The following is a 26283-nucleotide window of genomic DNA, read 5'->3' on the forward strand; positions in this document are numbered from 1 at the left end:
CACTTCAAGCGTTAAATTAAATACGTCCAACCTCTAAATATGGAATCAAGTTTTTATCAAAATGTGGTCGTGGGTCGCCTTCATAACTAATAAAACCATGCATTCCTGTTAAGCGTTCGCCTTTATAAAACTGGTTTAACTGATAGCGCGGGTCTTTATGGGAAAGCGTAAAGCTCACCACACCAACGCCCTGCTGTTTTGATTTGTTATAGGCATCTTCGAGCATTTTATGATGCAAAGCTAAATCTTGTGGATGGCACATCAGCGTATGCAGCACATGGTATTTAATAGAGTCGCCCAGTTTAGGCAAACGCATGCCTTTAGTTAGCGGAGTCAACAAGTTATAAATAGGTCTAAGCACGCTAATGGCTGAACTGTAATGCAAAATTTTGGTTTGCTTAATACTGTGCTGATCCCATAAACCAAACATGCCCACCAGTTTTTCACCCTTAAAGTAAAGTGAAAAGTCTGAAAGTTTTATTCCTGAAAAATACCGATGACCTTGAGCCAGTTCTTCAAAGTTATAGGCAGGAATAAAGTTATAAAACTCTGCCATGTCGGCAATAAACTGGTTCATGGCTTCCACATGCTGAGCTTCAGCAATACATGTACGGATTTCTTGAATGTCACTCTGCTGAGAACTCTGCTTTAAAAAAGCGGTGATTTTTCGTTTTGTGCCTGTACTCGTCAGGCTTAATGTCTCGATAAGCCCTTCATCATAATAATCAGGCATTCCCGTTTTGCCTGTTTGGATGGCAGCGCGCGCGGCATGGTTATCATCAAAAATAATCATTTGACTATAGTTCGGTTCATGCATGCTCTGTTTTACATGCTTCGCCAAAACCTTCACCAGTGATTTACCCCGATAGTTGTGATCTACCCGTAAATCACCCGCATACCGTAAGTTTTGAACGTTCCGATCGACATAACATGGGCGGTAACCATTACTATAACAAGCGACATTTTTTTGACTCTCGGTGTCTTCAATCAACACATGTAATTTATGTCGATAGACAATGTCGGACGCTCTAAAATAACTCGGTTCGCGCTGAAAGCTAATTTGTATGCCTTTGGTGGTCATCGGTACAGCGATTAAATCTCTTAAAGCCTGATCATCTGCCAAAGTTGCTTCACGGGTAATCAGCGTATTGTCAGCAAGTGGTGGATTTGTTTTATTCATTATTCACCTGTTGTGCGGTCTGTACGGGAACTAAGTTATTTAAACGCCCCATTTGGTCGAGTAGCTGATAGACAAACACGACTTCGTCTTGGTCATTCACGGTTTTTTGGGTTTCTGCATCGAGTAACTTTTGTTCAGTATTGAGCAAATCAAACGTGGTTTTGGTGCCAACATCGAACTCTTTACGCGTGTAGACAAAGGCAATAGACGCTGCTTCTATGGCATTTGCCAGTGCTTCTTTATTTTGTCGAATGGTTTGAAGCTGTGCATAGGTCGTGCGTGTACGCTTATTTAAATCCAGTTCAAGACTTCGCGTTTTTTGGTTAGCCAAATCTATATCGGCCTGTGCTTTTTTAACATTGGCCCGATTTAAGCCGTCGTCATAGAGCGGTACATTGAGTTGTACCCCAACCATATAGTTATTACTTTCGGAACCGATATAGCTCGCTTCATCTTGTTTTCCGGCACGGCTGGTGAGCATCACCGTTGGCCACAGTTCCCGCTTAGTTAAAGCATATTGTTTCTCTGCGGCCTGCTTTTCGTATTTACTGCGCATTAAAGCGGGATGGTTTCTGGTTTGCGCCAAAATTTCATCTAAGCTCGTGGGAATAGCAGGTAGTTGTTTAATGGCAGCAAGGTTTTCAGGCGTTACACCTGTCACTAGGTAAAACTGTGCTTCGCTTACGGTCAGGTTAGATTGAGCTTGTGTAATATCGGCTTGGCCTTGCGCGACTTGTGCCAAAACCTGAGCCAAATCCGCACGGGTAATCATTCCTACGTCGAAACGGCGCTTTGACTCATATAAAGACCGTTGCAGATTTGACATGGTCTTTTGTCTGAGTTCTAAAATCGCTTTCTTTTTTAATACGTCGGTATAGACCATCACAGTGTTTAAAATAGTTTCCGATCTTTGATCTGACAAACCTTGGTTTTGTGCAGAAAGCTGGTTTTCGGCAACATCAATTCCTAAACGGTGTCTGCCAGACGTATAGATCGGATAATCTGCCTGCAATTGTAAACTTCGACCTTTACGGTTTCCTTCGGTTGGAAACAGGACGTGTGAAGGCGTATCTATTCTTTCATAGTCCAGTTGGCCGACTAAATTGACTTTAAGTCCATCGCGCTGTTTTGCCTGTTCAAGCATTGCAGTGGACTGGTTCACGCTTAAACGGCTCACTTCAAGCTGACTTTCATGCCTTAAACTGGCAGACAAAGCCTCGTCTAAAGTCATGGCATGCGTATTCGACACCAACAACACACCTAGATATAAGACGTGTCGAAGTGTTAAAAACCGAGTATTAAATGGCTTCATCCCTTTCATAGTTGTTCCAAACTATTGAGGGTGACTTTTTTGAGTGGCTCAGGCTTGATATTACCTTCGATAATGCCATCAAACATGACCAGTTTTTTATAGGCATTCCAACCATTATTGGCTTGGCGAATTTGAGGTTGATCAAGCTGCCCTAAGTTACGAGCAAGTTCATAATGGAAGTTTTGACGCAAGATACTGTCGATATATTCATCGTTAATGCTGTGATGAATTTCACCTTCAAATAGCACGCAATAAAATGGTTTAACTTGTTGTTGGGTATCAATCGCCAGTAAGGAAATCGCTTTCGATTCAGTTTCATTTAACTGCGACAATAATTGCTGAGCAGTTTCAGGTGCAAGTTTTTCACCGACCAGATCGACACCAAAACGGCGGCCTTGAAACTCAAAACACGGGATTTGCTCTATAAAGCCAGTCACTCTTAAGCAGTCATCCAGACAATAACGAAGTAAGCCATTACCAGAAGTAATCAGCGGGCTGACCACATCACCTTGTTTAAGCTGCCACGAGGGAATGATTTGCCCTTGCTTCTCGCCTTCTAAATATTCAAATTCGTAGAAGTGACTTTGATACGCCAGTGGGTATTGGTCGTTATAGGGAATAGTCACTACACCTTCCGTCGCCCATAGCCCTTTGCCTTCAAACTGAACACTGGGTAACTTCTCTTGTAATTTTTCGGCCCAAGCTTTTGAACCTGCGGTATCCCAACTCGAAACCAGACTTAACTTTGGCCAGAGCTTTTTAAAGTCGATCTGTTCGCCGTTTGAAGCATCACTTAAGGCTTGAGCACTTTCAGGGCTATGCGGTGCAGTGACTTCTTTTAATGAAGCCTGACGATGTCCCCATAAACCACTTTGTAAAACCTCAATCACATCTTGTTGTAGTGACTCCAAACGTTCCAGCAATTGCAACGCAAACGTTGGACTCCACACCGAAATCATGGCTAAGTTACGGTTCGCGACCAAATAGCAAAGAGTGGCAAACAGTGCGTCATCAGCATTGGCAGCAAAGGCAACATTACTTGGAACCGCTTGGGTAAACTTAGACAAAATTCGCTTACCTACACCGAGTAGCGCACTATCATCATTTAGGTTTTTGTCTTTTAAAACTTCACGCTGGCTTTCAGGTAACCATGACACCGACCAGTAATGTGTGCCCGAACTCAACTGTGGGCATTTACGGTATAAACTCGCCATCCACGGCGCAATCGCATGGTCAAGCTCATCTAAAAAAAGCTTGGTATATGGAATAAACTTGATTTGTTCACTCGAACCACTGGTCGGCTGAAAACGAACCAGTTTACTGCTAGACAATGACAGCTTTTGATCACGGTAACGTTGTATGTCTTCTCGCCATGCGCCATAACGTGTCGCAGGGAATGATTTTACAAACTGCTCATAGTTTTGAACTTTTTTATCTTTCGCAAACGTAGAGGTCTGTAAAATCGAATGCAAAATTTGACGTTGTGTCGCTTCTAAGGCGTTAAACTGTTTTTGAAAATTACGGTCAGATGCATCACACCATTTTTTTAAAATCAGATGCGAACCCAAAGTTAGCCATTCATTAGATTTCATTGGATGGCCTCTCTACGTTTTGTTTTAGACGTTACACAGGCTTCAAATTTCCCCTTACTTGTAGGTTTAGTAATGAGCTTCACTGGGAAACGGGCAATATCTTTCCAGCCTAATCGACCAATACATGGCAGTTCTGTACCTGCTTTCCATGTCGGATTCAACTGCTCAAAGAAATGAATATTCGGGTTCTTTTCTCTCATTTCGGCAGTAATTGGTGCGACTTCGCCTTTTAATGGTTGATAGTCATCACCAAAGTTGAGTAAGCCAGCTTCACGGTCATAGTACTCCCCAAAGAATTTCTCACAGTAGTGTTCGACGACCTCTGAAAGATGTTGGTTTTCATCTTTAATATTTGGGTAATACACATAGTAATTATTGGCAAGAAGCAGGTAGGTCTTATAGCCTTTAGAAATTAAGAGCCAATAGAGTTCATTAAATGGATATTTCACTCTTAACTTGATCATGAGTTTGAGCATGGTACTTTGTAGACTACGCGTACCCCAAAACTTCTTCAAAATGACCGTATCACCGCTAAATAATACGGTGTAGTCCTTCCCGTTTAAGTAAAAATGCTGCACCACAACGGTAGAGAAGCCCACAATCTCATTTGTTTGTGAATCAAAAATTAAGATTGCACCGCTTTTATTTTGGAAATCATCTACGAAAATAGAAAATCTCGTATTTTCATAATACTGTTCGTAAATGGAATACATCACTTTTAATCGCTCAGTATCGATTTGCTCTTTTTCAAAATATTGACCATAAGTCGTGTTTTTCAGGTTCAATTTTGAAATCAATTTATACGTTGTATTAATCATAATCCTTTAACCTTCCACCTCTAATTTGCGAGTTCCCCGATCTCATCAACCGATTTTAGAAAACTCATCTCAATGTTCTTTTTCTATGAAGGGATATGTTTTGATATGCCCTATTGTTTTTCATTCTTTGAAAGTTGCTCTTTATTTCTAAATCGCTACATATTCATTTTCTTCCCCCGATCCATAAAGATGGTTAAAAAGGCGGTCACAAACATAATGATTGCGAGCATGCGTAATAAATCATTAAAACTCGATGTCAGTGCCTGAAAATGAATGTCGCGATAAATCACACTGAGTGCGATTTGCTGGGCATTTGCACCGACTTCTTGATATTGCGCCGTGAGCTGATCGAGTCGTTCTGTAAAAATCCAATTCTGCGGCGTCATCGACTGATTAATCTGAGTGACATGTAGCGCAGTGAGCCAATCTAATGATGAGTTAATCAGCGCCAATCCAACCGCGCCGCCGATATTACGCATCAGGTTATAAATACCGCTGGCATCAGCCACTTTGCTGAGTGGCAAAGTACTCATGGCTAAATGCGACACCACAATCAGGCAGATCATGAGACCAATACCACGGTAAATTTGCGGCCAAAACATAAAGTCATAATCGCTGTGAATGCTGAGGTGCGAATTGAGCCATACACCAAAACCAGCCAGAATCATTCCGACAAATACAGTTTTTCGGGTATCAAAATTGGGAATCAGCCACGCAAGAAACGGCGCAAAGCAGAACATGACAATGCCTGTCACCATCATGACGTGACCAATTTGGCTACTGTTCATTTCGCGGACTTGCCCAAGAAACACGGGAATCATGTAGCCCAAGCCATAGAGCGCCATGCCGATCACAAAAGTCGTGATGGCACTTAAGGTAAAGTTTTTATTCTTAAATACGGATAAATCGAGCAAAGGCTTAGGCTGGGTGAAACTTCTTGAGAAGAAAATCATGCCGCCCACAACACAGATCATAAATGCAACTCGAACGCCTGCGTCGGCAAGCCAGTCATGCCGCGCACCTTCATCAAGGAAATATTCAAGCCCACCCAAAAACATCGCCATACCAATCAGGCTAAACCAGTCCATACTTTTGATGAGTGAATGGTTCGCACGGTCAATATTTGGACCCGAATAGATCACCGTAGCAATGATAATGCCCGGAATAATATTAATCAGGAACATCCAGTGCCAAGAGAAATTATTGGTGAGCCAGCCGCCAATGGTTGGGCCGATGGCCGGCCCCAAAGTACTAATCATCCCAAACATCACCAAAGGCAATGAACGTTTTTCTTCAGGAAACAGTAAGTACAACGCCGTCATGGAGGTCGGAATCATTCCGCCGCCCATAAAACCTTGAATACCACGAAAAACCAATAAACTTTCTAAGTTCCATGCCAATGCGCAAAGTAATGAACTGACCGTGAAGCCAATTGCACACATGGTGTAATACACCCGTGTCGATAGCACCCGCGAGACAATACTCGACATTGGAATTGCAATAATTTCGGCAATTAAATAAACCGTTTGCACCCAAGTCACTTCATAGCGACTTGCACTCATGCCGGCTTGAACTTCGTTTAACGAACTCGCCACAATCTGAATATCAAGAATCGCCATAAAGTTGCCAAAAATCATGGCAGCAAAAATTGCCCACGCCGTTTTTGCGGGAAACTTCCACTCGGCTTCAAGGTGCTTATACATTTGTTATTACCTAAAATTTTATTATTAAGTTCTTAAATCAACGGTAGCGCTGACTGACATTCCAGGTTTTATCAAATCGATATGCGGGCTTGAATCTATGGCAATACGTACAGGAATACGTTGTACAACCTTGTTAAAGTTTCCAGTGGCATTGTCTGGTGGCATGAGTGAGAAAGTCGCGCCTGAAGCTGGAGAAAAACTCTCAATTTTTCCGCTATAGGTTAGGCTTGGGTAGGCATCAAGTTTGAGTTCAACTTTCTGACCAATATGCATTTTTTCAATTTGAGTTTCTTTGAAGTTTGCTTGTACATACAAACTATTTTCAGGAATGATCGCCATTAAGCGAGTTTGCGGAGAAACACGTGAGCCTTTCTGAATTGCAAGACTACCGATTTTGCCGTCTACAGGACTGACTACTTTTGATGAAGCCAGATCGACCTGATACAGGTTCAGGTTTGCATGAGCACTTTGAATATCTGCTAAAAGCTGCGCTCGGTTGGCTTGTAAGCTCCCCAACTGAGCTTCTGCTGCATTTACGGCAGCTTGTGCTTTGCTGAGTTGCGCTTGAGCCGTTAAATACTGAGATTGAATGCCTTCAAAGTTTTGACGAGTAATCACGCCATCTTTTAGTAAATCTTGATAACGTTCAAAATCTTTTCTTAAACGAGTTAAATCAGCTTGTGCTGCCACTACCCCACTATTTGCTTCAGTAATGGAAGATTTTGCAGACTTTTCATTTTGTTGTTGTACACCAAGCGCCGCCTCTTTTAAGCTCACGACAGAACTCGCCTGATCATAACGGGCTTGGTAATCGCGGTGATCTAATACCGCTAAAGTTTCCCCTTTCTTTACAACCTGATTATCGTTAATTAATAACTCAATTACTTCACCTGAAATCTTTGGCATGACCCAAGTGACATCTGCTTGCACATAAGCATTATCAGTAGATTGATAAAATCGGTATACAAAAAAATAATATATAATGCCTGCGATTAAAAATAACAGCAGGACACTAAAAACACCCCAAGTTATTTTCTTTCGACTTTGGAAATTAGTGTCAGTTTCTAGCTGAGCGACGTTATCCATATTCATTCCGTGTATTTGTAATATTCGATTTTTTATTTACCCCAATAAAATATTGGCGTCTTTTTTACGTAACTTTTCACTTGGTTTATTTAATGAATCGTGACAGCGTAAAATTTGGTGCAAATTATGATTGTTAAGTCGATTAAATATCATTGACCGTTTTGACATATATTTTTTCTATTTACGCCAATACACTGCATGCTATAAAAAATATGTTTAAAAATTATGTAATTTTATATTTTTTAAAAAATGTAATTATAAAACCTTTTTTTAAAAATTAATCTAAACAAGTAAAATCAACAACTTACAATTAAAATTATTTATATAAAAATGATTAATTGATAGAAAAAATTATTGCATTAATATTAAAAATTGGCTTTTACTTTGTATAGCTTATGTTGATTTAATTAAAGTAATATGTAATTTAAAGAAATTCTTCGAGAATTTTTATAATATTTATAGAAGCATAAAATATAAATATGAAGATTTATCAACCATAGTAAAGCATAGCTTATTAAAGATGTATTTATGATTAACAATATTAAATAAAATAACATAAAAATTTTCCGAACCAATCCAACTTATTTTTAAGAAACCAAGCATCATTCAAAAATAAAACTAATCTAAAAAAGAGTTACTTTTAACTCTTTTTTATTTAGAAAATAGAGAATTATCAATTTGTTTTTTACTTATTTAAAACCTTAAATATTTTTTCTAAAGTCCCTCCAATCGCAAGTATTTCACCATCTTGATGAGGTAAACCATCAATTTCTAATCCAACTGGTAGTTTGGATTTCGCTCCCTTTCCAATCGGCAAACTCAGCCCTGGTAATCCGATATTACTGCCGGGATCTGTATTTCGAATGAGTGTCTGGAAATTTTCAATTGAATTGGATTGTTCATTTGCTAGCGGTGCAACAATCGGTGATGTTGGCAGTAATAAAGCATGTAAGTTATGCGCTTTAAATGTGTTTTGGTAGAGTTCAAGCAATTGAGGCCGAGCTTCACTGATGGCCTTTTCATAGAAAGGTAAAACAGAAACAGGTTGCCCCGTCTGATCTTGAATTAATTGGGGAAGAATATTCTGTTTAAAAATTGCCTGAACATCTGGGCTTGAGATCTGATCAACTACAGTTTCAATAGTTAAATTTATATGATGATCTTTCAAATATTGAATAAGGTCATATTTGCCTTCATAGACGACCACTGGAAATGAAATAGCATGATTGAGCTGTTCTAAATTCGGCATATCGACATTAATAATTTCGACTCCTGCCTCTTTTAAAAGTCCAAGTGCAATATGTGCCTGTTCATGAACATCTTCATCTAAATGATTCCAAAAATATGGATTGATGCCGAGCCTAATTTGATGAGGCTGTAATGGTTCTTTCTCTGGCTCTTGAGTAATAAGCTGATCAATTAAGATAATGTCAGATACTGTGTGTGCAATCGGGCCAGCGGTATCGCGAGTATGTGAAATTGGAGTAATACTGTCTTGTGAGTATCTTCCTACCGTTGGACGAAAGCCGACACAACCATTTAAGGCACTTGGCAAACGAATCGAAGCACCTGTATCTGTACCAATCGCAATTGGAACCATACCAGCGGCAACAGCCACAGCACTACCAGAAGAAGATCCACCAGCAATGTGTAATGGGTTTACGGCATTTCGTGTACCCACGACACCTTCAATGTGCATAGCAGTATTATAACCTGTTACCCCAAAGGCCAATTCGTGCATATTGGTTTTACCAACAATGATTGCGCCGTGGTCAATGAGCTTTTGAATAATCGGTGCGGAACTTTGAGGCTTAAAATCAGCTAAAGCTGGTGTGCCTGCACTATTTGAGAAACCAGCAACATGAATATTATCTTTAACCGCAATTAAAATACCCATTAAAGCTGGACATGGTTTTCCACTCAGTAGATATTTATCCCAATATTGAGCTTGTTGAATTGCTGAAGCTTTATCTGTGCTAATAAAAGTATTTAAAGACTGTTGTTTTTCAATAGTGTCGAAGTAATGATGCACAAGTTCTTCACAAGATACTTTTCTTTCATGAATCAGTTTAGTGATGGCATCTACTGAAGCATTTGCTAAACCCTGTGACTCAATCCAATTATTTTTTTCAACTGCATTTGACATGGTGACTTAAAATCCATTTAAGTTGTGATCTTAAGAACTTAGTACAAATTGCTCGATAATTCGTATCCTCAAAATTGAGGATTGCTTTGCTTTAATGTTGAATGAGTAAAGCCATTTCAGTACGATTATTGCAGCCTATTTTTCTCATAGAATTATTCAGATGGGTTCTTAATGTGGTAAAACCAATACCAAGTAAACTTGCCACCTCTTTATCACTTAAACCTTTAGAGACTAAATGAACCACTTCTTGTTCACGTGGAGTCAGACCATATTGTGTTGATAAATCTAGTGGTAAGGCTTGGGTAAAATAAGGTTCAAGCAGATTTAATATTCTTTTTTCACGCTCACCAAATATGTCAGCGTCTTGCGCACGCCAAATTCGCAAATCACCAATATCCATACCATTTCGGACAAAATAAATATTTATACCGTGATACAAACCATAGGTTTTTAAAAACTCATTGTAATAGCCTGTTTTTTCAGGTCTGCGAGAGGCATGACTTCGTTTACAAATGTCGGTTTCTGGAGCTTATGAAGCTGTGCAGTAATGGGGTCATTAAATTGCCAAATACACTCATAATCCTCCATCGCTTTTGGATCGATTTTCCATATCACACCTTCTTTCGATAAATTATGTGTTGAATCCCAAATATAAGACGCGGCAAAATCAGCCCGCAACAAGATGGCAATATCTGCAATGATATTTTCACGTAAATTATATTGCCCTTTTCCTGAGCCAAGTTTCCATAATATTTCAGAAAACAATGTAAACTCAGATGGGCTGAAATCCTTTTCTAAAAGTGCGATCATCGTCTACCTATTTAACGAAATCCATCAAATTTTAAAAAGATCGGTTAAGTGCTTCCTTTGAGCTTAATACCCATCCCATCCTTTCTATAACATATCTATTTTTTGATTTGGTAGGCAATAGCTATATTTTTCCGTAAAAATATTAATTTTCTAGTTTTCCTATTGCGCTTTTAACTATTGAAATTCCTCTTCTGAAATTACTTATCTAATAGGTACCAAAGGCTTCGATCAACTTTTCTCTCTTTTCTTTTTTGCTCCATTAGCTGTTCATATTCTTCTTCTGAAATTACTTTTCTATTAGGTGTAGATTCAATGTATGGAGAATAACCTCTATAATTAGCAAACTTATTTTCTCTGTAATATTGTGATTTATCATAATCAGTCATATTTGACGTTTGGAATAGAACATCTTTATCTCGCTCAGCCCTTCTAAAAAGTTGATTTGTACGATCTATTTTTTGTTGCATTACTGACTCAAAAAAAACAACACTCTCACCACTTTTAGTATTTTGAGCCTCTTCATCTTTAGCAATTAAAATAGAAGGTTTTTTTTCGAAAAAATCATCAGCACTGTACACTGGACTAATAATCAATAAACTTATAAAAGATAATAATATTCTATTCATAAAATTAATGCGCTCATTACAAAATAGTGGAATACGTAAATTTTATATAATTTTAATAAAAAAACTATTACTCCGTATCTTATTCTTTTCATGTTTAATCTACTACTAAATAAACTTGTTTAGCTTTTGGTAACAGCGTATCTTTTCAACTGAGATGTTAGAAACCGACTTTACAGGTCATAAAGATGCCTATTAAAGAGTCCTAAGCTAATCAAATAAAAATCGAATTAAAGGTGATCTTTCAGGCACTCTAAAATGGATAAAATACAAATCGTTGATAAGTCGCAAATCTGATAGGCTTACCTTTTATAGTCCATACTTTTGATTTTGCAGTATTTACTACTTGTTCTATTGTTGCATTGTCTATTTCAGTAAATCCAGAACTTTTAACGATTTCTACCTTCTCAACTTTACCTTCTGTATCTATTAAAATAAGTGCTATCAAGCTTGAACTTTTATTTCCTAAAAGAGTATGGTTATATTTAATAGTCGGTAATTGCAGCCAAGGGTTGAAGGAAATTCCCCCTTTATCAATGTAATTATACTCTTTCCCATTATACAGAATAGACTTAGTCTTTAATCCTAAAATACGATCTAGAAAAATTTCATTTTTAGTTGTGGCGCAACTAATTAAAGAAAAAAATAAAGTAAAAATAATTAAACTTTTAAGCATGATTTAAACCTAAAATGATTTCTTTATCATATCAAAAACAAACTTAATCTTTTAGAATATCTAATATTTTTTTAAAGACTATGTCCGAAAATAAGCTCTATTTAGCGAGGCTTTCCAAAGTTTACTCTATTTATCGTGGAAGGTATCTTTTAGAACCGGTGCTATTAAGGCAATAATGTCCACCTCTAGGCCCAACACAATATGTACCCGAAGTACAATAACAAGAACTATTGGTCGTTTGACTATAGCTTCTTGAAGTACGAGTGTTAGTAGATGTGCTTCTAATCTTGGTATTGCTATATCTTTTAGGTTCATGTTGTTGAACTGAGTAAATAGGTTGCCTGTTATCCAGCCCCCTTTTAGTGTTTCTATAAACAATGGGTGGAGTATAACAACCAGAAAAACTACATAAATACTTAGTATCAATCCACTGTTGTCTATTAGAATTTGGATTTATTAATGCCCATTCATCTTGATATCTGAACACATAAACTTCGCTCCCCCCTTTCAAATTAAAGATTTCATTACCATTAGGTATATCTTTAACTGAAGCAGAATCTACACTAATCCAATTCTTAACTGGATTAAACCGTTCAACTTTTTGCTGTGAATAATCGATGTTTGGTAATGCCACACATGCAGTTAAACCTAAAGCAGTAACTAACCCTATTAAATAATTTTTCATTTTATTAACTTCTAAGAAGGAATATTTTTCTAATGAAGTAAACAATAAGTTAACTTATAAATACAATATATACTTTTAGCTAATTCATATAAATAAACACGGAATTAAAAAAAAACCGCCTCTAAAAGCTGCCTCCGCAATGAGCTTTTGAACCCAACTTGCTTGGATACTGTTCCCGCTATTTAACCTGAGCTGGATCGCTAAGTTTTACAGCTATACATGCTGCGAGTTGATCGTAACTTTCCGCTTCGGCTGCAAACTGGCTTGCGAACTCAGGATGTTGTGAGAGTTTTTGTGTGAAGATATGAATCTGTTTGGGACACAAATGGCGCAGTGCGCTTTTTAAAAACTAAAACCCACTCATTGAGTGGGTTTTTTATTGCTAACCGTTTTGCCTGAGGTGGTCTTGAAACTCTTGGTCGTGTATTTTGTCGTAATTAACAGGGTCGTAAACGCATCCAGTTAAAACAACAATTACAGTAAGTACAGCAACCAACTTTTTCATCGAGACAGCCTTTCTTTTAACGCAAAAGATTTGCTTTAAGTATACTCCTCGATAATCATCTTGATTGAACATAATTAAGACAAACGATTGTTATTTTTAAATTATCGCCGTGCTTTAGCATATGTATTGATTTTTTAACAAAATCAAATCAAGGAAGTTTTAAAACTTAAGCCTCAGTCGCTAAATACCAATTTTTCCAAGAACTGGTTCCCCTAGTTTCAATAGGCACAGTTGGAATCAGTTTTTCTTTTAATATTTCGGTTTGTTCAACAGCTTTGGCAAGTCTTGCTTTAACGGAATGAATACATTCACGGTCACCAAATTCACAGCGGTCTAAAGTTGTACCGCCACATGGACCGTTGGCCAAGCCCTTTGGACAAGTTTCAGGGCAAATATATAAAGTATCACCTAAGCGGCACTGACCACAGCTTTCACATCCCACTAGGCTATGTTTACTCAATACTTCTGTTTTAAGTAAGACTTTGGCGACCAAAGCATTTTCCCAAAAAGACGCTTTAAAAATAAACCGTCCAACGCCTTTCGCAATTTTTGATCCAAACATTGCTTCATGCATAACATGTAGCTGGCGATATTTAATTAATTGTTTAGACGTTGGCTGACGTGAAAAACGAGTAATTTCAGGTGAAAACTCTTTGCCAGTCGTGACTTGCCAAAGTGAATTCCAAAGCTCTTCTAAAGCTTTAAGCTCCAGATGTCTGTATTGCTCAATGTAGCTTTCAAGCAGCATTTGCTCTTCTGGCTTATGACAGGCAGATAAGTGAATTCCTGCAAACCCTAAATGTTTACATATTAAAATTTGTAAAGCGCAGCGTAAATAAACACGGTCTGTATGTCCTGCCTGTTTTTCTTCTGCCAAGACTTTTAGCATGTGTGGGGTAATCACAATACCTGCGACTTTATGCTTTACCATAAAATTGGCACGGCCTAAAGTCAGAGGCATGACACAAGCCAGTATTTGCTGTGAATAATTGTTCTTGGTTAAAAATGATTTGGCTTGTTTTAAGGCTTCAATGTCATAGCCCAATTGGGTAATGATAAAGTCAGCACCTGCTTTAATTTTCTTATGTAGTTTTAAGTACTGTGCATCACGCTCAGCTTCGACATATTTAAATGGGTTAAAAGCAACCCCAATACGGAAACCACCATGCTGCTTGGCAGCCATTACGGCGTTTACTGACTCTAAGTAACGACTACGAGGCTGTCCATCTCGACCATTATGGTGTTCTTTGAGTTTATCGCCTGTAAGCAATAACAAGTTTTGAATATTGGCTGCTTGAGCTTGTTCTAAAAATTGCTCAAAGTCTTGTATGTCTCGCGCCTTACCTGAAAAGTGTAAGACTTTATCGATTGAGTCTGGGTAACTTTTGCTGGCTTCAAGTGGCGCGATATCATGATCTGAATGTACGCGATCTGCCAATGTCATTGCAGCTGGATATCCTGCAAACTCATGTTTCACAGGATAAATTTCATGCAGTGAAGTAAGATATTCCACCAACACAAAAAACCGATTTTGTTGGAAGCAGGGAGAAACGTGTGACATAGGCAAAGTGCTGATCAAAACATGACATCAATCATAAGCGCGGCATTATAAATCAAAAGTGCCTCAATATGCGCTAGTCAGAAAGCTCATTGTTTTGCTTATCTTCACCCTCTTTATTTCTGGGTAATTCGAGTGAGCGAGGAAAGATAAAATCAAAAGAATCGAGTGCATAACGGTAAAGCTGAGCTGGTCGTTTGCCCACAATTTTACTGTGATTGGTTTCTTCAACTGCACCTGCTTCTATCATACGGCGTCTAAACGCTTTTTTATCTAAAGATTGCCCAAGAATAATTTCATAAATGGTTTGTAGCTCAGTCAGCGTAAATAATTCAGGCATCAGGCTCGCTGGCAATGCGGTATAGCGGGTTTTATTGGTTAAACGCTCTAATGCCAAATTGAGTAATTCGTTATGATCAAAAGCTAATGCTAAATCTTGTGCTTTTGCAACAGATACCCATTCACTGTATTCAGCCAACGCTTGATGTTGGTAGGCATTAAAATCGATTAAAGCAAAATACAAAATGGTCACGGCCCAACCACGCGGATCACGTTTCGCGTTACCGACAGAAGCAACTTGTTCCAAGTATGGTGAAGCAATTCCTGTTTTTTCGACCAGCTTGCGATATGCCGTTGCCATCAAGTCTTGGTCATGGGTTAAATCAGCAAAACCACCTGGTAAAGCCCATTGATCTTTGGCTGGAAAGTTAGGGCGCTTAATGAGTAATACCTGCAACTGACCATTCAACACCGAGAAAATAGCCATATCGACCGTGAGTAAAGGTGCGTCATAATCTCGGCGATCATAACTGGCAAGAAATTCTTGTTCAGTTTGAATAGTCACGTTCAGCCTCTCAATAAAAATGATGAGCCGATACCCATGTAACGACTCATCTAAACTCAGTTATGCGATGGATAAACGCTCACGAATTTGATCCAAAGTCCACTCATATTGAAGTTTACCATTTTCAAAGACGGTTTTTAGCGCCCCGCCTTGCTCTTGTTCCGCTGTTTGTTCATCAAACAAGGTAAAGCCATTTTCACTTTCTTCGATGCGCAAAAGACCTTTCGCAGATTTTTTTACACCTGAGTCAGTAATTGGGTCTTTAAACAGCTCTCGGCCTACTCCATTTACCTGACCCCAAGTCGCTTTTACAGCAAACCCAAAGGTATCGCGAGTTAAGTAGTTATAGGTAAAGCTGCCGATCCCAAATACTAAGTTGTTTGATGCAAAACCTTTGGCTTCCAACCCTTCCAAAATACGCTGTGCACGGTCTAGAGTAATCGAGTCGCCGTAAATTAAACCGACACGGTCATTGAGTACTTTATAGCCTTGGTCTGTGGTTATTCCACCAAACACGTCCCATAAGCATTCAACCGCACCTTTGTAGGCGGGACTGCCGACTTCGGCGTCTGGGTCACCGCAAATAATTTTAACAGGGTCACCAGAGTCTGGACGGAAAACCAATTTAGCCAAGCCTAAAGCATTGGGTTGTCTCGCCAAAATTTCAGATTTTAACGCCACCGTAAACTCGGTAATCACTCGCCAAAAATCCCAAGTGTCAGATACAACACTGACAACACCAGACGGATAAAGCTCACAGATTAAACGCTTAAATGTGTCTAGCTCACTGTTTTCTGTGCCCATACACATCACACTGTGTTCGGTCGCTGGTACAGAAACCCCAATCACGCCAGTTGCGTTGTAATATTCTTCGGCATAATCAATTGAAGCAACTGAGTCTGTACCAATGAAGCTGGTTAAGTGACCTACACCAGATTGCGCAGCATCATAAATTCCGCTCATGCCACGGCTACTAAAATCGTGTCCTTGCACAGGTACAAAATCAAGTGGTGCGCCAGTTTTTACGGCATATTGGGTTAATAAACGTTTGTACTCATAAGCAATGGTGGCTGTAGTACAACTTTTCCAAAGCTCAGCACTTAACACAGTTTCAATATAGTTGGTCAGCCAAAAGAAACGTGGATCGGTATTAATGACGGTAAGCACGGGTACACGCATATTGACACGGCTACCTTCTGGCAATGCTTTAATGCGTAATGGTAAATAACCCAAGTCATGTAACGCTTCAATGTGATCAACCGGTACTGCGCCTTCACCTAATGAACTATCCATACGGCGTTTATATGCAGCTACTACTTTGTCTTTAGGTTGTTTGAAAAAGCCTTCATTCCACGTATCGATTAAAAAGTGTTTGATAAAACCCTGAAGCCCAAAGAACACAACTTTATCGTCGAAGTCCGGCAACATTTTTGCGAGTCGAGATGAACGCGGCGTAAAGTTTGCATACACGTACTCTGTACCTGCCGGATACTGACGTCTGTGATCAGCTTTATAAAAATCGATAGCGTTTAATGGATTAAGTTTAATCGTCATCTTTATTCTCTTTATTTTGCTGCAAAAGCAATTACTGAAATTTTGTCTGTTGGTTGTTGTGGAAAGCTGTCCGAGGTAAATAGCTGGTCAAGCAGTCCATCAAAAACTTCAATTCCTTTACTAAAAATACCGTGGGTCACGTATAGAACGACCTTATGGCAATTGAGACGACGGAGTTCTTTGGCAATACCAATAAAGGTTGCACCACCGTCACAAATGTCATCGGTAATGACCGCAGTTAGACCCGATAAATCAGTCGCATGTAAATGTGTACCTAAAATTTTGCCAGTCACTGGGTCACGTTTTTTATCACACTGAACAATAGTGATGGGTTGTTTGCGCTCGCGGTTAAAAGCGTCTGCAACCATTTGTGTACGTGCTTTTGCGCCTTTGTCTGGGCAAATCAGCACTGTTTTTTCATCTTTTAAAAGTGCACTCAGCGCTTCACTCTTTTTGATGATCTCGACTGAACTCACATTTACAACTTCGCTAAAAGACGTATTGGCAGCAAGTAATGCTGTAGTGACTTCACTATGGCAGTCCCAAACAGTGATCTGGCCTTGTTTGCCCGCTTTTTTGTCTGCGTTGATGTTGAGTAATTTGGTCATCACATCAAGTGAGAACGCTTGACCCACTGCACAAATACGGTCCTGACGTGCATATGGAAAATATGGAACTTCTAGGTCAACGGTTAAACCCTGAGTCAGCAATATATTTTCAAGCAGTAAATAGTCCATCACATCGTGACTTGAGGCCATGTGTGCACGAACCAATACCTTGCCAGATAGTGAACCTAAGGTTGTCTCATCAATTTGAACATGACGCTCGCCACCAGAAAACTGCGTAAATTTCACTGGAATTTCGTTTCTTGCCGCATCTAAAAGCTGGATAGCCATATCATCCTCTTTTTGTCTGATGACCTTCGATGAATATATAGTGGCACAAAGCCACTATATATTGCAAGTCTAATTTTTAAACTTTTTTCAAAGCCATTTAAGACATAAAATTTGGAGTATGGAGATGTAAATATATTAGAGTTTTAAGAAAACTTAATAATAGAATTAGGCTCAAGAATTGGTAGATAAGATCTTAAATACTAAGCAAAAAAAGCGCCAAATTTACCAAACAATAAAAACTGTCCAATTATTAAGCTAAACACTCTGCCTAAGCGCTGTTCAAATAATTTAATAGCGCTTACAAGTCAATCAACATCAAAAGAAATAAGTCGTTATAATCCAGCCCAAAATCTGCTAGACATTATCTTCTGATGCTTAACCACTCATCCTTCTGGCGTAGTCTTTACCGTTTAATTCATATTTACGCTGGTATTTTTATTGCACCATTTATATTGGTCGCAGCAATTACTGGTCTACTCTATGCAATTACACCTCAACTTGAACAAGCCATTTATAAAGATGTTTTGTATGTTGAGCCACAAGACCAAACGCCATATAAGCTGAGTCAGCAAATTGAAGCGGCAAAGCAAGTAATGCCTAAGTCTGCACAGGTCATTGAAGTTAGACCTGCCCCAAGCTCTGACCAAACCACACGTGTAATTTTCTCAGATCCTATACACAATTTTACCAGCGAAGCCGTTTTTATTGACCCTTTTACGCTTCAAGCCAAAGGCCATCTCGCTGTTTATGGTACTAGTGGGGTTTTACCATTTCGAACTATGCTCGATCAGTTACATAGCAATTTATTACTCGGGAAATGGGGTCGTTTTTATAGTGAATTGGCAGCAAGTTGGTTAGGCATTTTGACTTTAACTGGGCTATATAATTGGTGGAAACGTCGTCAAAATCTTAAAATCAGACAAACACAAAAAAATAAATTACTAAGATGGCATAGCACGCTTGGTTTAGTTTTATTTCCACTTTTATTAATCATCGCCATTACGGGTCTTACATGGTCCGAGTGGGCTGGAGATAATATTCGAGTTGCTCGTCAGTGGCTCAATTGGCAAACCCCAACATTAGCAACTTCTCTTCAAACAGATAATTTACCGACAGTGATGCACCATGAACATCACGAAATGCCACACAGTGAAAACCTTAATTTAAATATTGTCTCAAGTGAATTTGATAGCGTTCTTTCAATAGCCAGAGCACATGGTATTGACGCGGCACAAATACAAATCAAACCACCCACCAGCGGAAATCAAGCTTGGGAAGTAGCCGAGATTCAGCGTAAATGGCCAACTCAAGCAGATAGCATCGCAATTGATATGGAACAACACAAAGTTATCGATCAACTTGCCTTTAAAGATTATTCATTAGTTGCGAAACTCACCCGTTGGGGAGTCGATGCTCATATTGGTATTTTATTTGGCTGGATAAACCAATTGGTACTGGCACTTTATGCGCTTGCACTTTGTATTATGATTATTTACGGATATAAGGCTGCATTTAAAAACTCAAATTTAAAACTCATGACCACCCACTTTGTTGGTCAAAGCTTATTCATTTGGAACCGTGCAACTCGCTCACAAAAATTAGGATTAATATTGGCGAGTCTAGTGTTAGGGCTAAGCTTACCTGTTTTTGGTTTTAGTATTTTGTTTACGGTTTTCATTCTTGCCATGCGTAAATATCTACCTTCTAAATCATAAATCTTGCTCAAAAAGGAGCTAGGCGCAAACTTTGCCTAACTCCTTTTTAATCAAAAATCCCAAGAGAAAAATTATCCCGTCTGCGCCAGAAAATAATCGAGTAACCTTTCTCTGTCATCTACACTATTTGAATCTAAAAGCTGAACCATTGCGCCATCAATCACAAATAAAAACATGTGCGCATCTTGTTTTGAAGCATTCGTGTTGGTTGTTAAAAGCAGTTTATAAATTTCATTGATTAACCAATTTCGATAATCAATGACGATCTGATAAGCCTCAGAATGTGTTTTCGCAATTTCAAATATGGCTTTAAAAAGCAAATGGTAAAGCCCATTTAAGTCTGCATGTAGAAAGTAAACCTTACGAAGCTTTTCAGTTACGCTTAAGTCCTTTTGGGCATAGATAATTGAAATGACTTCTTGTTTCAGACCATCTTTTTGAAAAGTTAGACTCATTTTAATAAGACGTTCTTTTGAGTGAAAGTAGTTATAAAAAGTCGCTTTTGGGATTTTTGCCGAGTCAATAATTCGGTCTATACCGACATTATGAAAGCCAAAGTTATTAAAAAGATAGCGTGAGGTATGTAATACACTTAAAGCACGTTGTGGAAGATCTGAATATGGCATCGTTTTACCGTTATAAAATAAATTATTGTTGTATATAAATGAGATATAAAAACTGTTGCCTTTTTAGGGAGAAACAAAAGGCATAGCAAAGCCGTAAAGACTGTGCCCAGCACATCTCAAGTTTTATTGTTGATAAGTTTTTAGTCGAAATGAATGAAAGCCTGAAAAGCCTAACGGCGATCAAACTGCTTTAAAAGTTTAAGTGGTGTCGATATAGACTTTGGCAAAGGCTGCCAAGAAATAATGAATATGCAAAGCCAACTCCTTTTTATTGGGAGTTCTGCCAGAGCATGAGATTATGGTGGCAGAACGGAAGAGGGTTCGCAGACTAGTATTATCTCAAACTAGCACACCCGAAGGTGTCCCTCTCCCGTCCTACCGCTACGGGAGGGAACGAGTAGTTCACCACACAAGACTATTCCTCAGAAGGAATGACTCTGATGTAGGAGATAATATCCGGTCTGCGACGACCGACTGGCAATGTGGCCAGCACGCAAATGTTAATCTTGAATATTTAAGGTGTCAATGTGATATTGGCTAGAAAATATTTAAATAATTATTGTTTTTCATTTAATTACATAATTAAGGAAATTCTTAAATAACAGCTTAATAATATTGTCTTGTTTAGAGAGTTTTTTGAGCTGTGCACCCTCATCGCAGAATGCACAGCAAAGATCAAACCAGATTAATGATCAGATAAAGTCTTCATATCAATCACAAAACGATACTTTACGTCGCTCTTTAGCATACGCTCAAAAGCTTCATTAATGTTTTGCATATCAATCATTTCAACTTCAGAGACGATATTATGCTCACCACAGAAATCAAGTAACTCTTGTGTTTCCTTAATTCCACCAATCACCGAGCCTGCAATTGATTTTCTACCCAAAATCATAGGTACTGAATTTGCGCTAATTTCACCTAAATATCCAACTAACACAATGGTTCCATTTAAGGCTAACGTTGGAATATAAGGCTTCAAATCATGGTTATAAGGCACAGTATCTATAATTAAATCAAACTGATTTAACACTGATTTCATTTGGGCTTCGTCTGTTGATAACACAACATGATGCGCACCGAGTTGCTTTGCATCTTGTTCTTTGTTTGCTGAACGAGTAAATAGTGTCACTTCAGCGCCTAGAGCATTGGCAAGTTTAATCGCCATGTGTCCTAAACCACCTAAACCGACTACCGCGACTTTACTGCCCTTTCCAACATTCCAGTGACGAAGTGGTGACCAAGTGGTAATGCCTGCACAAAGTAATGGTGGTACAGCTTGAGCATCCAGATTTTCAGGTACTTTTAATACAAAATCTTGGCTGCAAGTAATACTTTGAGAATATCCACCATACGTTGGGCGTTGGTCATGGCGATCTACACCGCCATAAGTCTGGATGTTACCTTCTTCACAATATTGCTCGAGTCCTGAATGGCAGGCAGAACATGTACGACATGAATCGACCATACAGCCAATGCCGACTAAATCACCAACTTTATATTTTGTGACCTTGGGGCCAATCGATGTTACACGACCTACAATTTCATGACCCGGTACGATCGGATAAGCACTAAATCCCCAGTCGTTTTTGGCTTGATGTAGATCGGAATGGCAAACACCACAATATTCAATTTGAATGACAACATCATCTTCACGTGGGGTTCTACGTTCAAATTTAAACGGAACTAACGGAGTTTCTGATGACAGCGCGGCATAACCTAAAACTTCAATTGTCATATTTTTTCTCTCATGTTTAATGTTTAAATAAAGACGACTTCTTGGCTGGACATTCATTGTGGGCTATTGATTTCGAAAACCCATGAATACGTTAGGGAACGATGACCCAGCAGAGTTTAATCAATCGACTTTTTTGCCATGTTCATCAGTATAAAAATGAAAGTTGATAGGCGTTGTTCTATTCCTCTCACAGATTTGCCTAATCCTCCGAATTGTTGCAATTCTCTCTATTTTTCTTATTTGAAATGCCTACAATAAAAACACAGATGGCAATAGGTGAAATCTGAATGGCGAATATGTCTCTAGACAATAACGAAACACTGGCTCAACTTGTCGATCAATGGACCCGAGCAAAAGGTACATTCGAAACACCTATTACGGGACTGACTTTATTTCGTGCGGAAACCTTGACCCAACCCAATAGCAGCATGATGGATGCGAGTCTATGTATGATTGCTCAAGGAAAAAAACAGGTTATTCTGAGTGAAGAAACCTATACCTATGACTCTAATCATTTCCTTTTTACTGCAATTGATCTGCCTGTCATTGCTCAAGTTCTGGAAGCTTCGGTTGAACAACCTTATCTTTCAATCGTGCTACGACTAGACCCCTACGTACTTGCCCAAATCATGCTTGAAGCCCATATTCCTTTTAAAGACACCAATGTTGAAAAAAAAGGAATGGCTGTTGGGGTCGTAAATTCGGAACTGAATGATGCTTTTATACGGCTATTAAAACTACTGGATACGCCACAAGACATTCCAATTTTATCTCCGCTTATTATTAAGGAAATTTTTTATCGTTTATTGATGAGTCCACAAGGTGATCGACTTAAACGTATTGTAGCGGCAGGAACCACAGGTCACCGAATTGTGAAAGCCATTGAATGGTTGAAAACAAATTTTGCAAAATCATTTAGTGTTGAAGAACTGGCAAGCACAATGGGTATGAGTGCTTCGAGTTTTCATCAACATTTTCGTGATATTACGTCAATGAGTCCCTTACAATATCAAAAAAGAATGAGGCTGACTGAAGCGCGCCGTTTATTAATGACTGAAGAATATGATATTTCAACGACCAGTATTCAGGTCGGTTACGAAAGTTTGTCGCAATTTTCCAGAGAATATAAACGTTTTTTCGGAGCGCCACCCTCGGTAGATATAAAAAGTATATAAATAAAAAAAGCCCTGAATATTCAGGGCTTTTCTATTTGTCGCTTATTACTGAGGAATAATATTCACAGCACTTGGACCTTTTTGTCCTTGAGCGATATTAAATGTTACTCGCTGACCTTCATGTAGAGTTTTGAAGCCAGAAGATGCAATTTCTTTAAAATGAGCAAAGACATCTGGACCAGATTCTTGTTGAATAAAACCGAAACCTTTAGTTTCGTTAAACCACTTTACTGTACCGCTACTTGTATTAGACATAATATATCCTTAGATTTTAATAATTTGAGTCATTTGAAATGACAAATATAACTTTGAAAAAATAATAACGAATTGAGCTTAATATCTGAAAAAACGAAGGATTATGACTAAAACTGCGATACTTAAAGAAGATTTACTACAAGTCTTTTTTCTAGTTAATTTAAGCATACAGAGAAATTATAAATATTCAAGCTATTTATATGTAATATTTAATTTATTATATTTAATGAAAATAGTCACCTACTTGGTGAAGGTAAATGACTATTTTCGTTAGACATTTACCTTTCTAATTTATGAAACTCTTCAACGATATTTATTATAATTCTATGTAAGAAAATTACATCGGGCTCGCTCCAACAGGCTGAGCATTCGGATGTAAGACATGAAATTTATAGGCTTCCACAACGTTTTTTATTTGGTTCTTTATAGCTGCATTTTTATCTTTATAAAAATGATTATTACGATTGTCACGAGGTTCTATATTGCTAAACGTAAGCTTAGCTTGGTGATCTTTAACTTCTATTTTCAACATATAATTAAATGAATCATCCGCTACCTTAATCATATTTCTGCTTAGACAGTCCATACAATTATCAAACTTTAGCCCTGCATGTCCTTTAATTAAGAGTACTTTATTCTCTTCATCTGCTTGGATAATCTTTCGACTTGAAACATAGTCCACCACATTATTTCGCCAGTTTTTAGAAGCATCATAAATTTGCGTTTGGCTCAAACCTTTGAACTTAACAATTTCTGAAAAATATTCATTTTTCTTTTCAGCAGGTTTTTCATCAACTTTATTAGGCAAAGAAAGACAACCTTGCATCCCTAGTACGGCAAAACTTAATGTAGCACCTAAAATTACTCTTCTCACGTCAGGCTCACTTTAAAAAAGACTTGAAGTTACAGCCTCTAAATTTACACCACCCCATCTAAAAATTTGGTTTATATAAAGTTAAATTCTTATTGACTGCCAGACAATGAAATTGGCTATTTCAATAGTTAAAAACCCGTCTATTTGAGCAATACACGAGTTTTTAACTGTTGAAAATTATTGGGGAGTCGATTAATTGTTACTCATCGCCTTCTCGCACTGAAGATGGATGGCGATTTAAAGCAATCACTTCAATTTTCATATAAGGATACAGGGGTAGCCCTTGCAGTAAATTATGTAGCTCTTCGTTGCTTTCAACATCAAAAATACTGATATTTGCATATTGCCCTGTTATTCTCCATAAGTGACGGCATTTCCCTTGCCTTTGAATTTCTTGAGAATAAGCGCGCTCTCTCGCTTTAATATCTTCAATTTCCTGCTCAGTTAAATGGCTAGGTAAATTCACATCTTTTCGTACGTAAAATAGCATTTTTTCTTTCCTTTTAAATAACACGTTCAATAATCAAAGCAATTCCTTGTCCCACACCAATACACATTGAACATAAGGCATAACGGCCACCTGTTTGTTCAAGCTGGTTTAAGGCTGTAGTGACTAAGCGTGCACCTGATGCACCAAGCGGATGACCCAATGCAATGGCACCCCCGTTTGGATTTACCTTGTTGCTATCGTCTGGTAAGCCTAAATCACGCGTCACTGCCAAAGCTTGTGCAGCAAAGGCTTCATTGAGTTCAATTACATCCATCTGATCTAACGTCAGGTTGGCTTGTTTTAGTAGTTTTTTAATGGCTGGTGCTGGAGCGAAACCCATAATACGTGGTTCTACACCCACAGCTGTTGAGGCAATGATCTTGGCACGGGGTTTGAGGTTATAAGCTTGAACTGCCTCATCAGAAGCAATCAGTAAAGCTGCTGCACCATCGTTAATGCCTGAAGCATTCCCCGCAGTCACAGAACCATCTGCTTTTACAACCGGTTTAAGTTTGCTTAACCCTTCAAGCGTGGTCGATGCACGCGGATGCTCATCGGTATCAATCACAACAGCCTCACCCTTACGCTGAGGGATTTCAACTGCCACGATTTCTTTAGAAAAAAAGCCTTTGGCTTGCGCGCTTGCGGTGCGTTGTTGGCTCACCAAGGCAAACTGGTCCTGATCTGCACGATTGACGTTGAACTGTTCAGCGACGTTTTCGGCAGTCTGGGGCATGGTGTCTACACCATACAATTCTTTAAGTTTCGGGTTAATGAAACGCCAGCCCATAGTGGTGTCTTCAATCTTCTGGCTACGGCCAAAAGCACTGTCTGACTTACCCATCACATAAGGTGCACGGCTCATGCTTTCTACACCACCTGCAATCACCAAATTTGCTTCACCTGCTTTAATGGCACGGGCAGCAATGGCAATCGCATCGAGAGATGAACCACACAAACGGTTAATGGTGGTTGCTGGAACTTGATACGGCAAACCTGCAAGTAAAGCTGACATACGGCCAACATTACGGTTATCTTCACCGGCTTGGTTAGCACAGCCATAGATCACATCATCGACCTGTTCCCAATCTACATTTGGGTTACGCTGGATGAGAGCCTTAATCGGCACAGCGCCAAGGTCATCGGCACGGACAGGTGCAAGGCCACCGGCATAACGGCCGAATGGAGTACGGATGGCATCGATGATATAAGCATTTTTTAATGTCATTTCCCTACTTCCTTACCCTTGAGTTGCATCAATCAAAGTTGCACCCGTTAAAGCCTGTAACTCATCAAAGCTAAGACCTTCCACTTTCTCAATCACCTTCAAACCATCTTTAGTCACATCAATTACACAAAGATCGGTGTAAATACGGTCAACACAGCGTTTACCCGTCACCGGATAGCTCAGCTCAGCCACAA

The 26283-nt window shown here is 38.8% G+C and carries 22 protein-coding genes and 3 pseudogenes; 2 read left to right on the top strand and 23 right to left on the bottom strand.

Annotated elements, in window-relative coordinates:
* Positions 1-16: 16 nt before the first annotated feature.
* The 16 genes and pseudogenes from OD757_RS10385 to OD757_RS10455 form a co-directional block, all read right to left on the bottom strand.
* Positions 17-1180 carry a hypothetical protein gene (locus OD757_RS10385; RefSeq protein ID WP_263031821.1) on the bottom strand — a complete coding sequence of 388 codons (1164 nt, stop codon included), beginning with the start codon at positions 1178-1180 and terminating at the stop codon, positions 17-19.
* Positions 1173-2501: a TolC family protein gene (locus tag OD757_RS10390; RefSeq protein WP_263031822.1), complete on the bottom strand. Its 1329-nt coding sequence runs from the start codon at positions 2499-2501 to the stop codon at positions 1173-1175. Before OD757_RS10390 ends, OD757_RS10385 begins: the two co-directional genes overlap by 8 nt.
* Positions 2498-4084: a GH3 auxin-responsive promoter family protein gene (locus OD757_RS10395; RefSeq protein WP_263031823.1), complete on the bottom strand. Its 1587-nt coding sequence runs from the start codon at positions 4082-4084 to the stop codon at positions 2498-2500. Before OD757_RS10395 ends, OD757_RS10390 begins: the two co-directional genes overlap by 4 nt.
* Positions 4081-4869, bottom strand: a complete 789-nt coding sequence (locus OD757_RS10400) for a hypothetical protein (protein ID WP_174730634.1) — start codon at positions 4867-4869, stop codon at positions 4081-4083. The genes OD757_RS10395 and OD757_RS10400 overlap by 4 nt, the downstream gene beginning before the upstream one ends.
* A 188-nt stretch (positions 4870-5057) precedes the next feature.
* A complete protein-coding gene (locus OD757_RS10405; protein ID WP_263031824.1) occupies positions 5058-6605 on the bottom strand; it encodes a DHA2 family efflux MFS transporter permease subunit in 1548 nt (515 codons plus the stop codon).
* A 24-nt stretch (positions 6606-6629) separates the two neighbouring features.
* Entirely contained in the window at positions 6630-7691 is a 1062-nt protein-coding gene (locus OD757_RS10410) for an HlyD family secretion protein (protein ID WP_263031825.1), read from the bottom strand.
* A gap of 685 nt (positions 7692-8376) precedes the next feature.
* Positions 8377-9837 carry an indoleacetamide hydrolase gene (iaaH, locus tag OD757_RS10415; protein WP_263031826.1) on the bottom strand — a complete coding sequence of 487 codons (1461 nt, stop codon included), beginning with the start codon at positions 9835-9837 and terminating at the stop codon, positions 8377-8379.
* A 91-nt stretch (positions 9838-9928) separates the two neighbouring features.
* A pseudogene (locus tag OD757_RS10420) lies at positions 9929-10647 on the bottom strand (helix-turn-helix domain-containing protein).
* Between the two features lie 197 nt (positions 10648-10844).
* A complete protein-coding gene (locus OD757_RS10425; RefSeq protein WP_263031827.1) occupies positions 10845-11273 on the bottom strand; it encodes a hypothetical protein in 429 nt (142 codons plus the stop codon).
* 250 nt (positions 11274-11523) lie between these two features.
* Positions 11524-11946, bottom strand: a complete 423-nt coding sequence (locus OD757_RS10430; protein ID WP_263031828.1) for an energy transducer TonB — start codon at positions 11944-11946, stop codon at positions 11524-11526.
* Between the two features lie 130 nt (positions 11947-12076).
* Positions 12077-12631, bottom strand: coding sequence for a hypothetical protein (locus OD757_RS10435; protein WP_263031829.1), 555 nt, complete (start codon positions 12629-12631; stop codon positions 12077-12079).
* A 104-nt stretch (positions 12632-12735) separates the two neighbouring features.
* Positions 12736-12962 (bottom strand): annotated as a pseudogene (locus OD757_RS18315) (hypothetical protein); the annotation flags it as partial.
* A 340-nt stretch (positions 12963-13302) separates the two neighbouring features.
* Positions 13303-14697 (bottom strand): methylenetetrahydrofolate reductase C-terminal domain-containing protein, encoded by a 1395-nt coding sequence (locus OD757_RS10440; RefSeq protein WP_263031830.1) that lies wholly within the window; start codon positions 14695-14697, stop codon positions 13303-13305.
* Between the two features lie 73 nt (positions 14698-14770).
* Positions 14771-15538: an NUDIX domain-containing protein gene (locus OD757_RS10445; protein WP_263031831.1), complete on the bottom strand. Its 768-nt coding sequence runs from the start codon at positions 15536-15538 to the stop codon at positions 14771-14773.
* A gap of 60 nt (positions 15539-15598) precedes the next feature.
* On the bottom strand, positions 15599-17092 hold the full coding sequence (locus tag OD757_RS10450) for a nicotinate phosphoribosyltransferase (protein ID WP_263031832.1): 1494 nt from the start codon (positions 17090-17092) through the stop codon (positions 15599-15601).
* Positions 17093-17103: 11 nt separating this feature from the next.
* Entirely contained in the window at positions 17104-17988 is an 885-nt protein-coding gene (locus OD757_RS10455; protein WP_263031833.1) for a phosphoribosyltransferase family protein, read from the bottom strand.
* Positions 17989-18359: 371 nt separating this feature from the next.
* On the opposite strand from OD757_RS10455, the gene OD757_RS10460 reads away from it, so the two are divergent.
* Positions 18360-19703: a PepSY-associated TM helix domain-containing protein gene (locus OD757_RS10460; RefSeq protein ID WP_263031834.1), complete on the top strand. Its 1344-nt coding sequence runs from the start codon at positions 18360-18362 to the stop codon at positions 19701-19703.
* Positions 19704-19774: 71 nt separating this feature from the next.
* Here the strand turns inward: OD757_RS10460 and OD757_RS10465 are convergent, their stop codons facing one another.
* Together OD757_RS10465 and OD757_RS10475 are read right to left on the bottom strand one after the other, a co-directional pair.
* Positions 19775-20329, bottom strand: a complete 555-nt coding sequence (locus tag OD757_RS10465) for a TetR/AcrR family transcriptional regulator (RefSeq protein WP_263031835.1) — start codon at positions 20327-20329, stop codon at positions 19775-19777.
* Between the two features lie 685 nt (positions 20330-21014).
* A complete protein-coding gene (locus OD757_RS10475; RefSeq protein WP_263031837.1) occupies positions 21015-22067 on the bottom strand; it encodes an NAD(P)-dependent alcohol dehydrogenase in 1053 nt (350 codons plus the stop codon).
* A 287-nt stretch (positions 22068-22354) separates the two neighbouring features.
* On the opposite strand from OD757_RS10475, the gene OD757_RS10480 reads away from it, so the two are divergent.
* Positions 22355-23242, top strand: coding sequence for an AraC family transcriptional regulator (locus OD757_RS10480; RefSeq protein WP_263031838.1), 888 nt, complete (start codon positions 22355-22357; stop codon positions 23240-23242).
* Between the two features lie 45 nt (positions 23243-23287).
* On the opposite strand, the gene OD757_RS10485 is transcribed toward OD757_RS10480, so the two are convergent.
* The 5 genes and pseudogenes from OD757_RS10485 to OD757_RS10505 all read right to left on the bottom strand — a co-directional run.
* Positions 23288-23497 carry a cold-shock protein gene (locus OD757_RS10485; RefSeq protein WP_009387287.1) on the bottom strand — a complete coding sequence of 70 codons (210 nt, stop codon included), beginning with the start codon at positions 23495-23497 and terminating at the stop codon, positions 23288-23290.
* Positions 23498-23834: 337 nt separating this feature from the next.
* The gene (locus OD757_RS10490; RefSeq protein WP_263031839.1) at positions 23835-24371 is read right to left on the bottom strand and encodes a DUF4468 domain-containing protein; all 537 of its coding nucleotides are present in this window, start codon (positions 24369-24371) and stop codon (positions 23835-23837) included.
* 199 nt (positions 24372-24570) lie between these two features.
* Positions 24571-24861, bottom strand: a complete 291-nt coding sequence (gene catC, locus OD757_RS10495; protein ID WP_263031840.1) for a muconolactone Delta-isomerase — start codon at positions 24859-24861, stop codon at positions 24571-24573.
* A 13-nt stretch (positions 24862-24874) separates the two neighbouring features.
* Positions 24875-26089, bottom strand: a complete 1215-nt coding sequence (gene pcaF, locus OD757_RS10500; RefSeq protein ID WP_263031841.1) for a 3-oxoadipyl-CoA thiolase — start codon at positions 26087-26089, stop codon at positions 24875-24877.
* A gap of 12 nt (positions 26090-26101) precedes the next feature.
* A pseudogene (locus OD757_RS10505) lies at positions 26102-26283 on the bottom strand (3-oxoadipate CoA-transferase); the annotation flags it as partial.

The organism is Acinetobacter sp. AYS6, from assembly GCF_025630795.1.
In the GTDB taxonomy this organism is placed as follows: domain Bacteria; phylum Pseudomonadota; class Gammaproteobacteria; order Pseudomonadales; family Moraxellaceae; genus Acinetobacter.

What these genes read in the sequence shown, in the direction of transcription:
- OD757_RS10385 (WP_263031821.1), bottom strand. Translation starts at nt 1,180, where the DNA reads ATGAATAAAACAAATCCACCACTTGCTGACAATACGCTGATTACCCGT.
- OD757_RS10390 (WP_263031822.1), bottom strand. Translation starts at nt 2,501, where the DNA reads ATGAAAGGGATGAAGCCATTTAATACTCGGTTTTTAACACTTCGACAC.
- OD757_RS10395 (WP_263031823.1), bottom strand. Translation starts at nt 4,084, where the DNA reads ATGAAATCTAATGAATGGCTAACTTTGGGTTCGCATCTGATTTTAAAA.
- OD757_RS10405 (WP_263031824.1), bottom strand. Translation starts at nt 6,605, where the DNA reads ATGTATAAGCACCTTGAAGCCGAGTGGAAGTTTCCCGCAAAAACGGCG.
- OD757_RS10410 (WP_263031825.1), bottom strand. Translation starts at nt 7,691, where the DNA reads ATGGATAACGTCGCTCAGCTAGAAACTGACACTAATTTCCAAAGTCGA.
- iaaH (WP_263031826.1), bottom strand. Translation starts at nt 9,837, where the DNA reads ATGTCAAATGCAGTTGAAAAAAATAATTGGATTGAGTCACAGGGTTTA.
- OD757_RS10425 (WP_263031827.1), bottom strand. Translation starts at nt 11,273, where the DNA reads ATGAATAGAATATTATTATCTTTTATAAGTTTATTGATTATTAGTCCA.
- OD757_RS10430 (WP_263031828.1), bottom strand. Translation starts at nt 11,946, where the DNA reads ATGCTTAAAAGTTTAATTATTTTTACTTTATTTTTTTCTTTAATTAGT.
- OD757_RS10435 (WP_263031829.1), bottom strand. Translation starts at nt 12,631, where the DNA reads ATGAAAAATTATTTAATAGGGTTAGTTACTGCTTTAGGTTTAACTGCA.
- OD757_RS10440 (WP_263031830.1), bottom strand. Translation starts at nt 14,697, where the DNA reads ATGTCACACGTTTCTCCCTGCTTCCAACAAAATCGGTTTTTTGTGTTG.
- OD757_RS10450 (WP_263031832.1), bottom strand. Translation starts at nt 17,092, where the DNA reads ATGACGATTAAACTTAATCCATTAAACGCTATCGATTTTTATAAAGCT.
- OD757_RS10455 (WP_263031833.1), bottom strand. Translation starts at nt 17,988, where the DNA reads ATGGCTATCCAGCTTTTAGATGCGGCAAGAAACGAAATTCCAGTGAAA.
- OD757_RS10460 (WP_263031834.1), top strand. Translation starts at nt 18,360, where the DNA reads ATGCTTAACCACTCATCCTTCTGGCGTAGTCTTTACCGTTTAATTCAT.
- OD757_RS10465 (WP_263031835.1), bottom strand. Translation starts at nt 20,329, where the DNA reads ATGCCATATTCAGATCTTCCACAACGTGCTTTAAGTGTATTACATACC.
- OD757_RS10475 (WP_263031837.1), bottom strand. Translation starts at nt 22,067, where the DNA reads ATGACAATTGAAGTTTTAGGTTATGCCGCGCTGTCATCAGAAACTCCG.
- OD757_RS10480 (WP_263031838.1), top strand. Translation starts at nt 22,355, where the DNA reads ATGGCGAATATGTCTCTAGACAATAACGAAACACTGGCTCAACTTGTC.
- OD757_RS10485 (WP_009387287.1), bottom strand. Translation starts at nt 23,497, where the DNA reads ATGTCTAATACAAGTAGCGGTACAGTAAAGTGGTTTAACGAAACTAAA.
- catC (WP_263031840.1), bottom strand. Translation starts at nt 24,861, where the DNA reads ATGCTATTTTACGTACGAAAAGATGTGAATTTACCTAGCCATTTAACT.
- pcaF (WP_263031841.1), bottom strand. Translation starts at nt 26,089, where the DNA reads ATGACATTAAAAAATGCTTATATCATCGATGCCATCCGTACTCCATTC.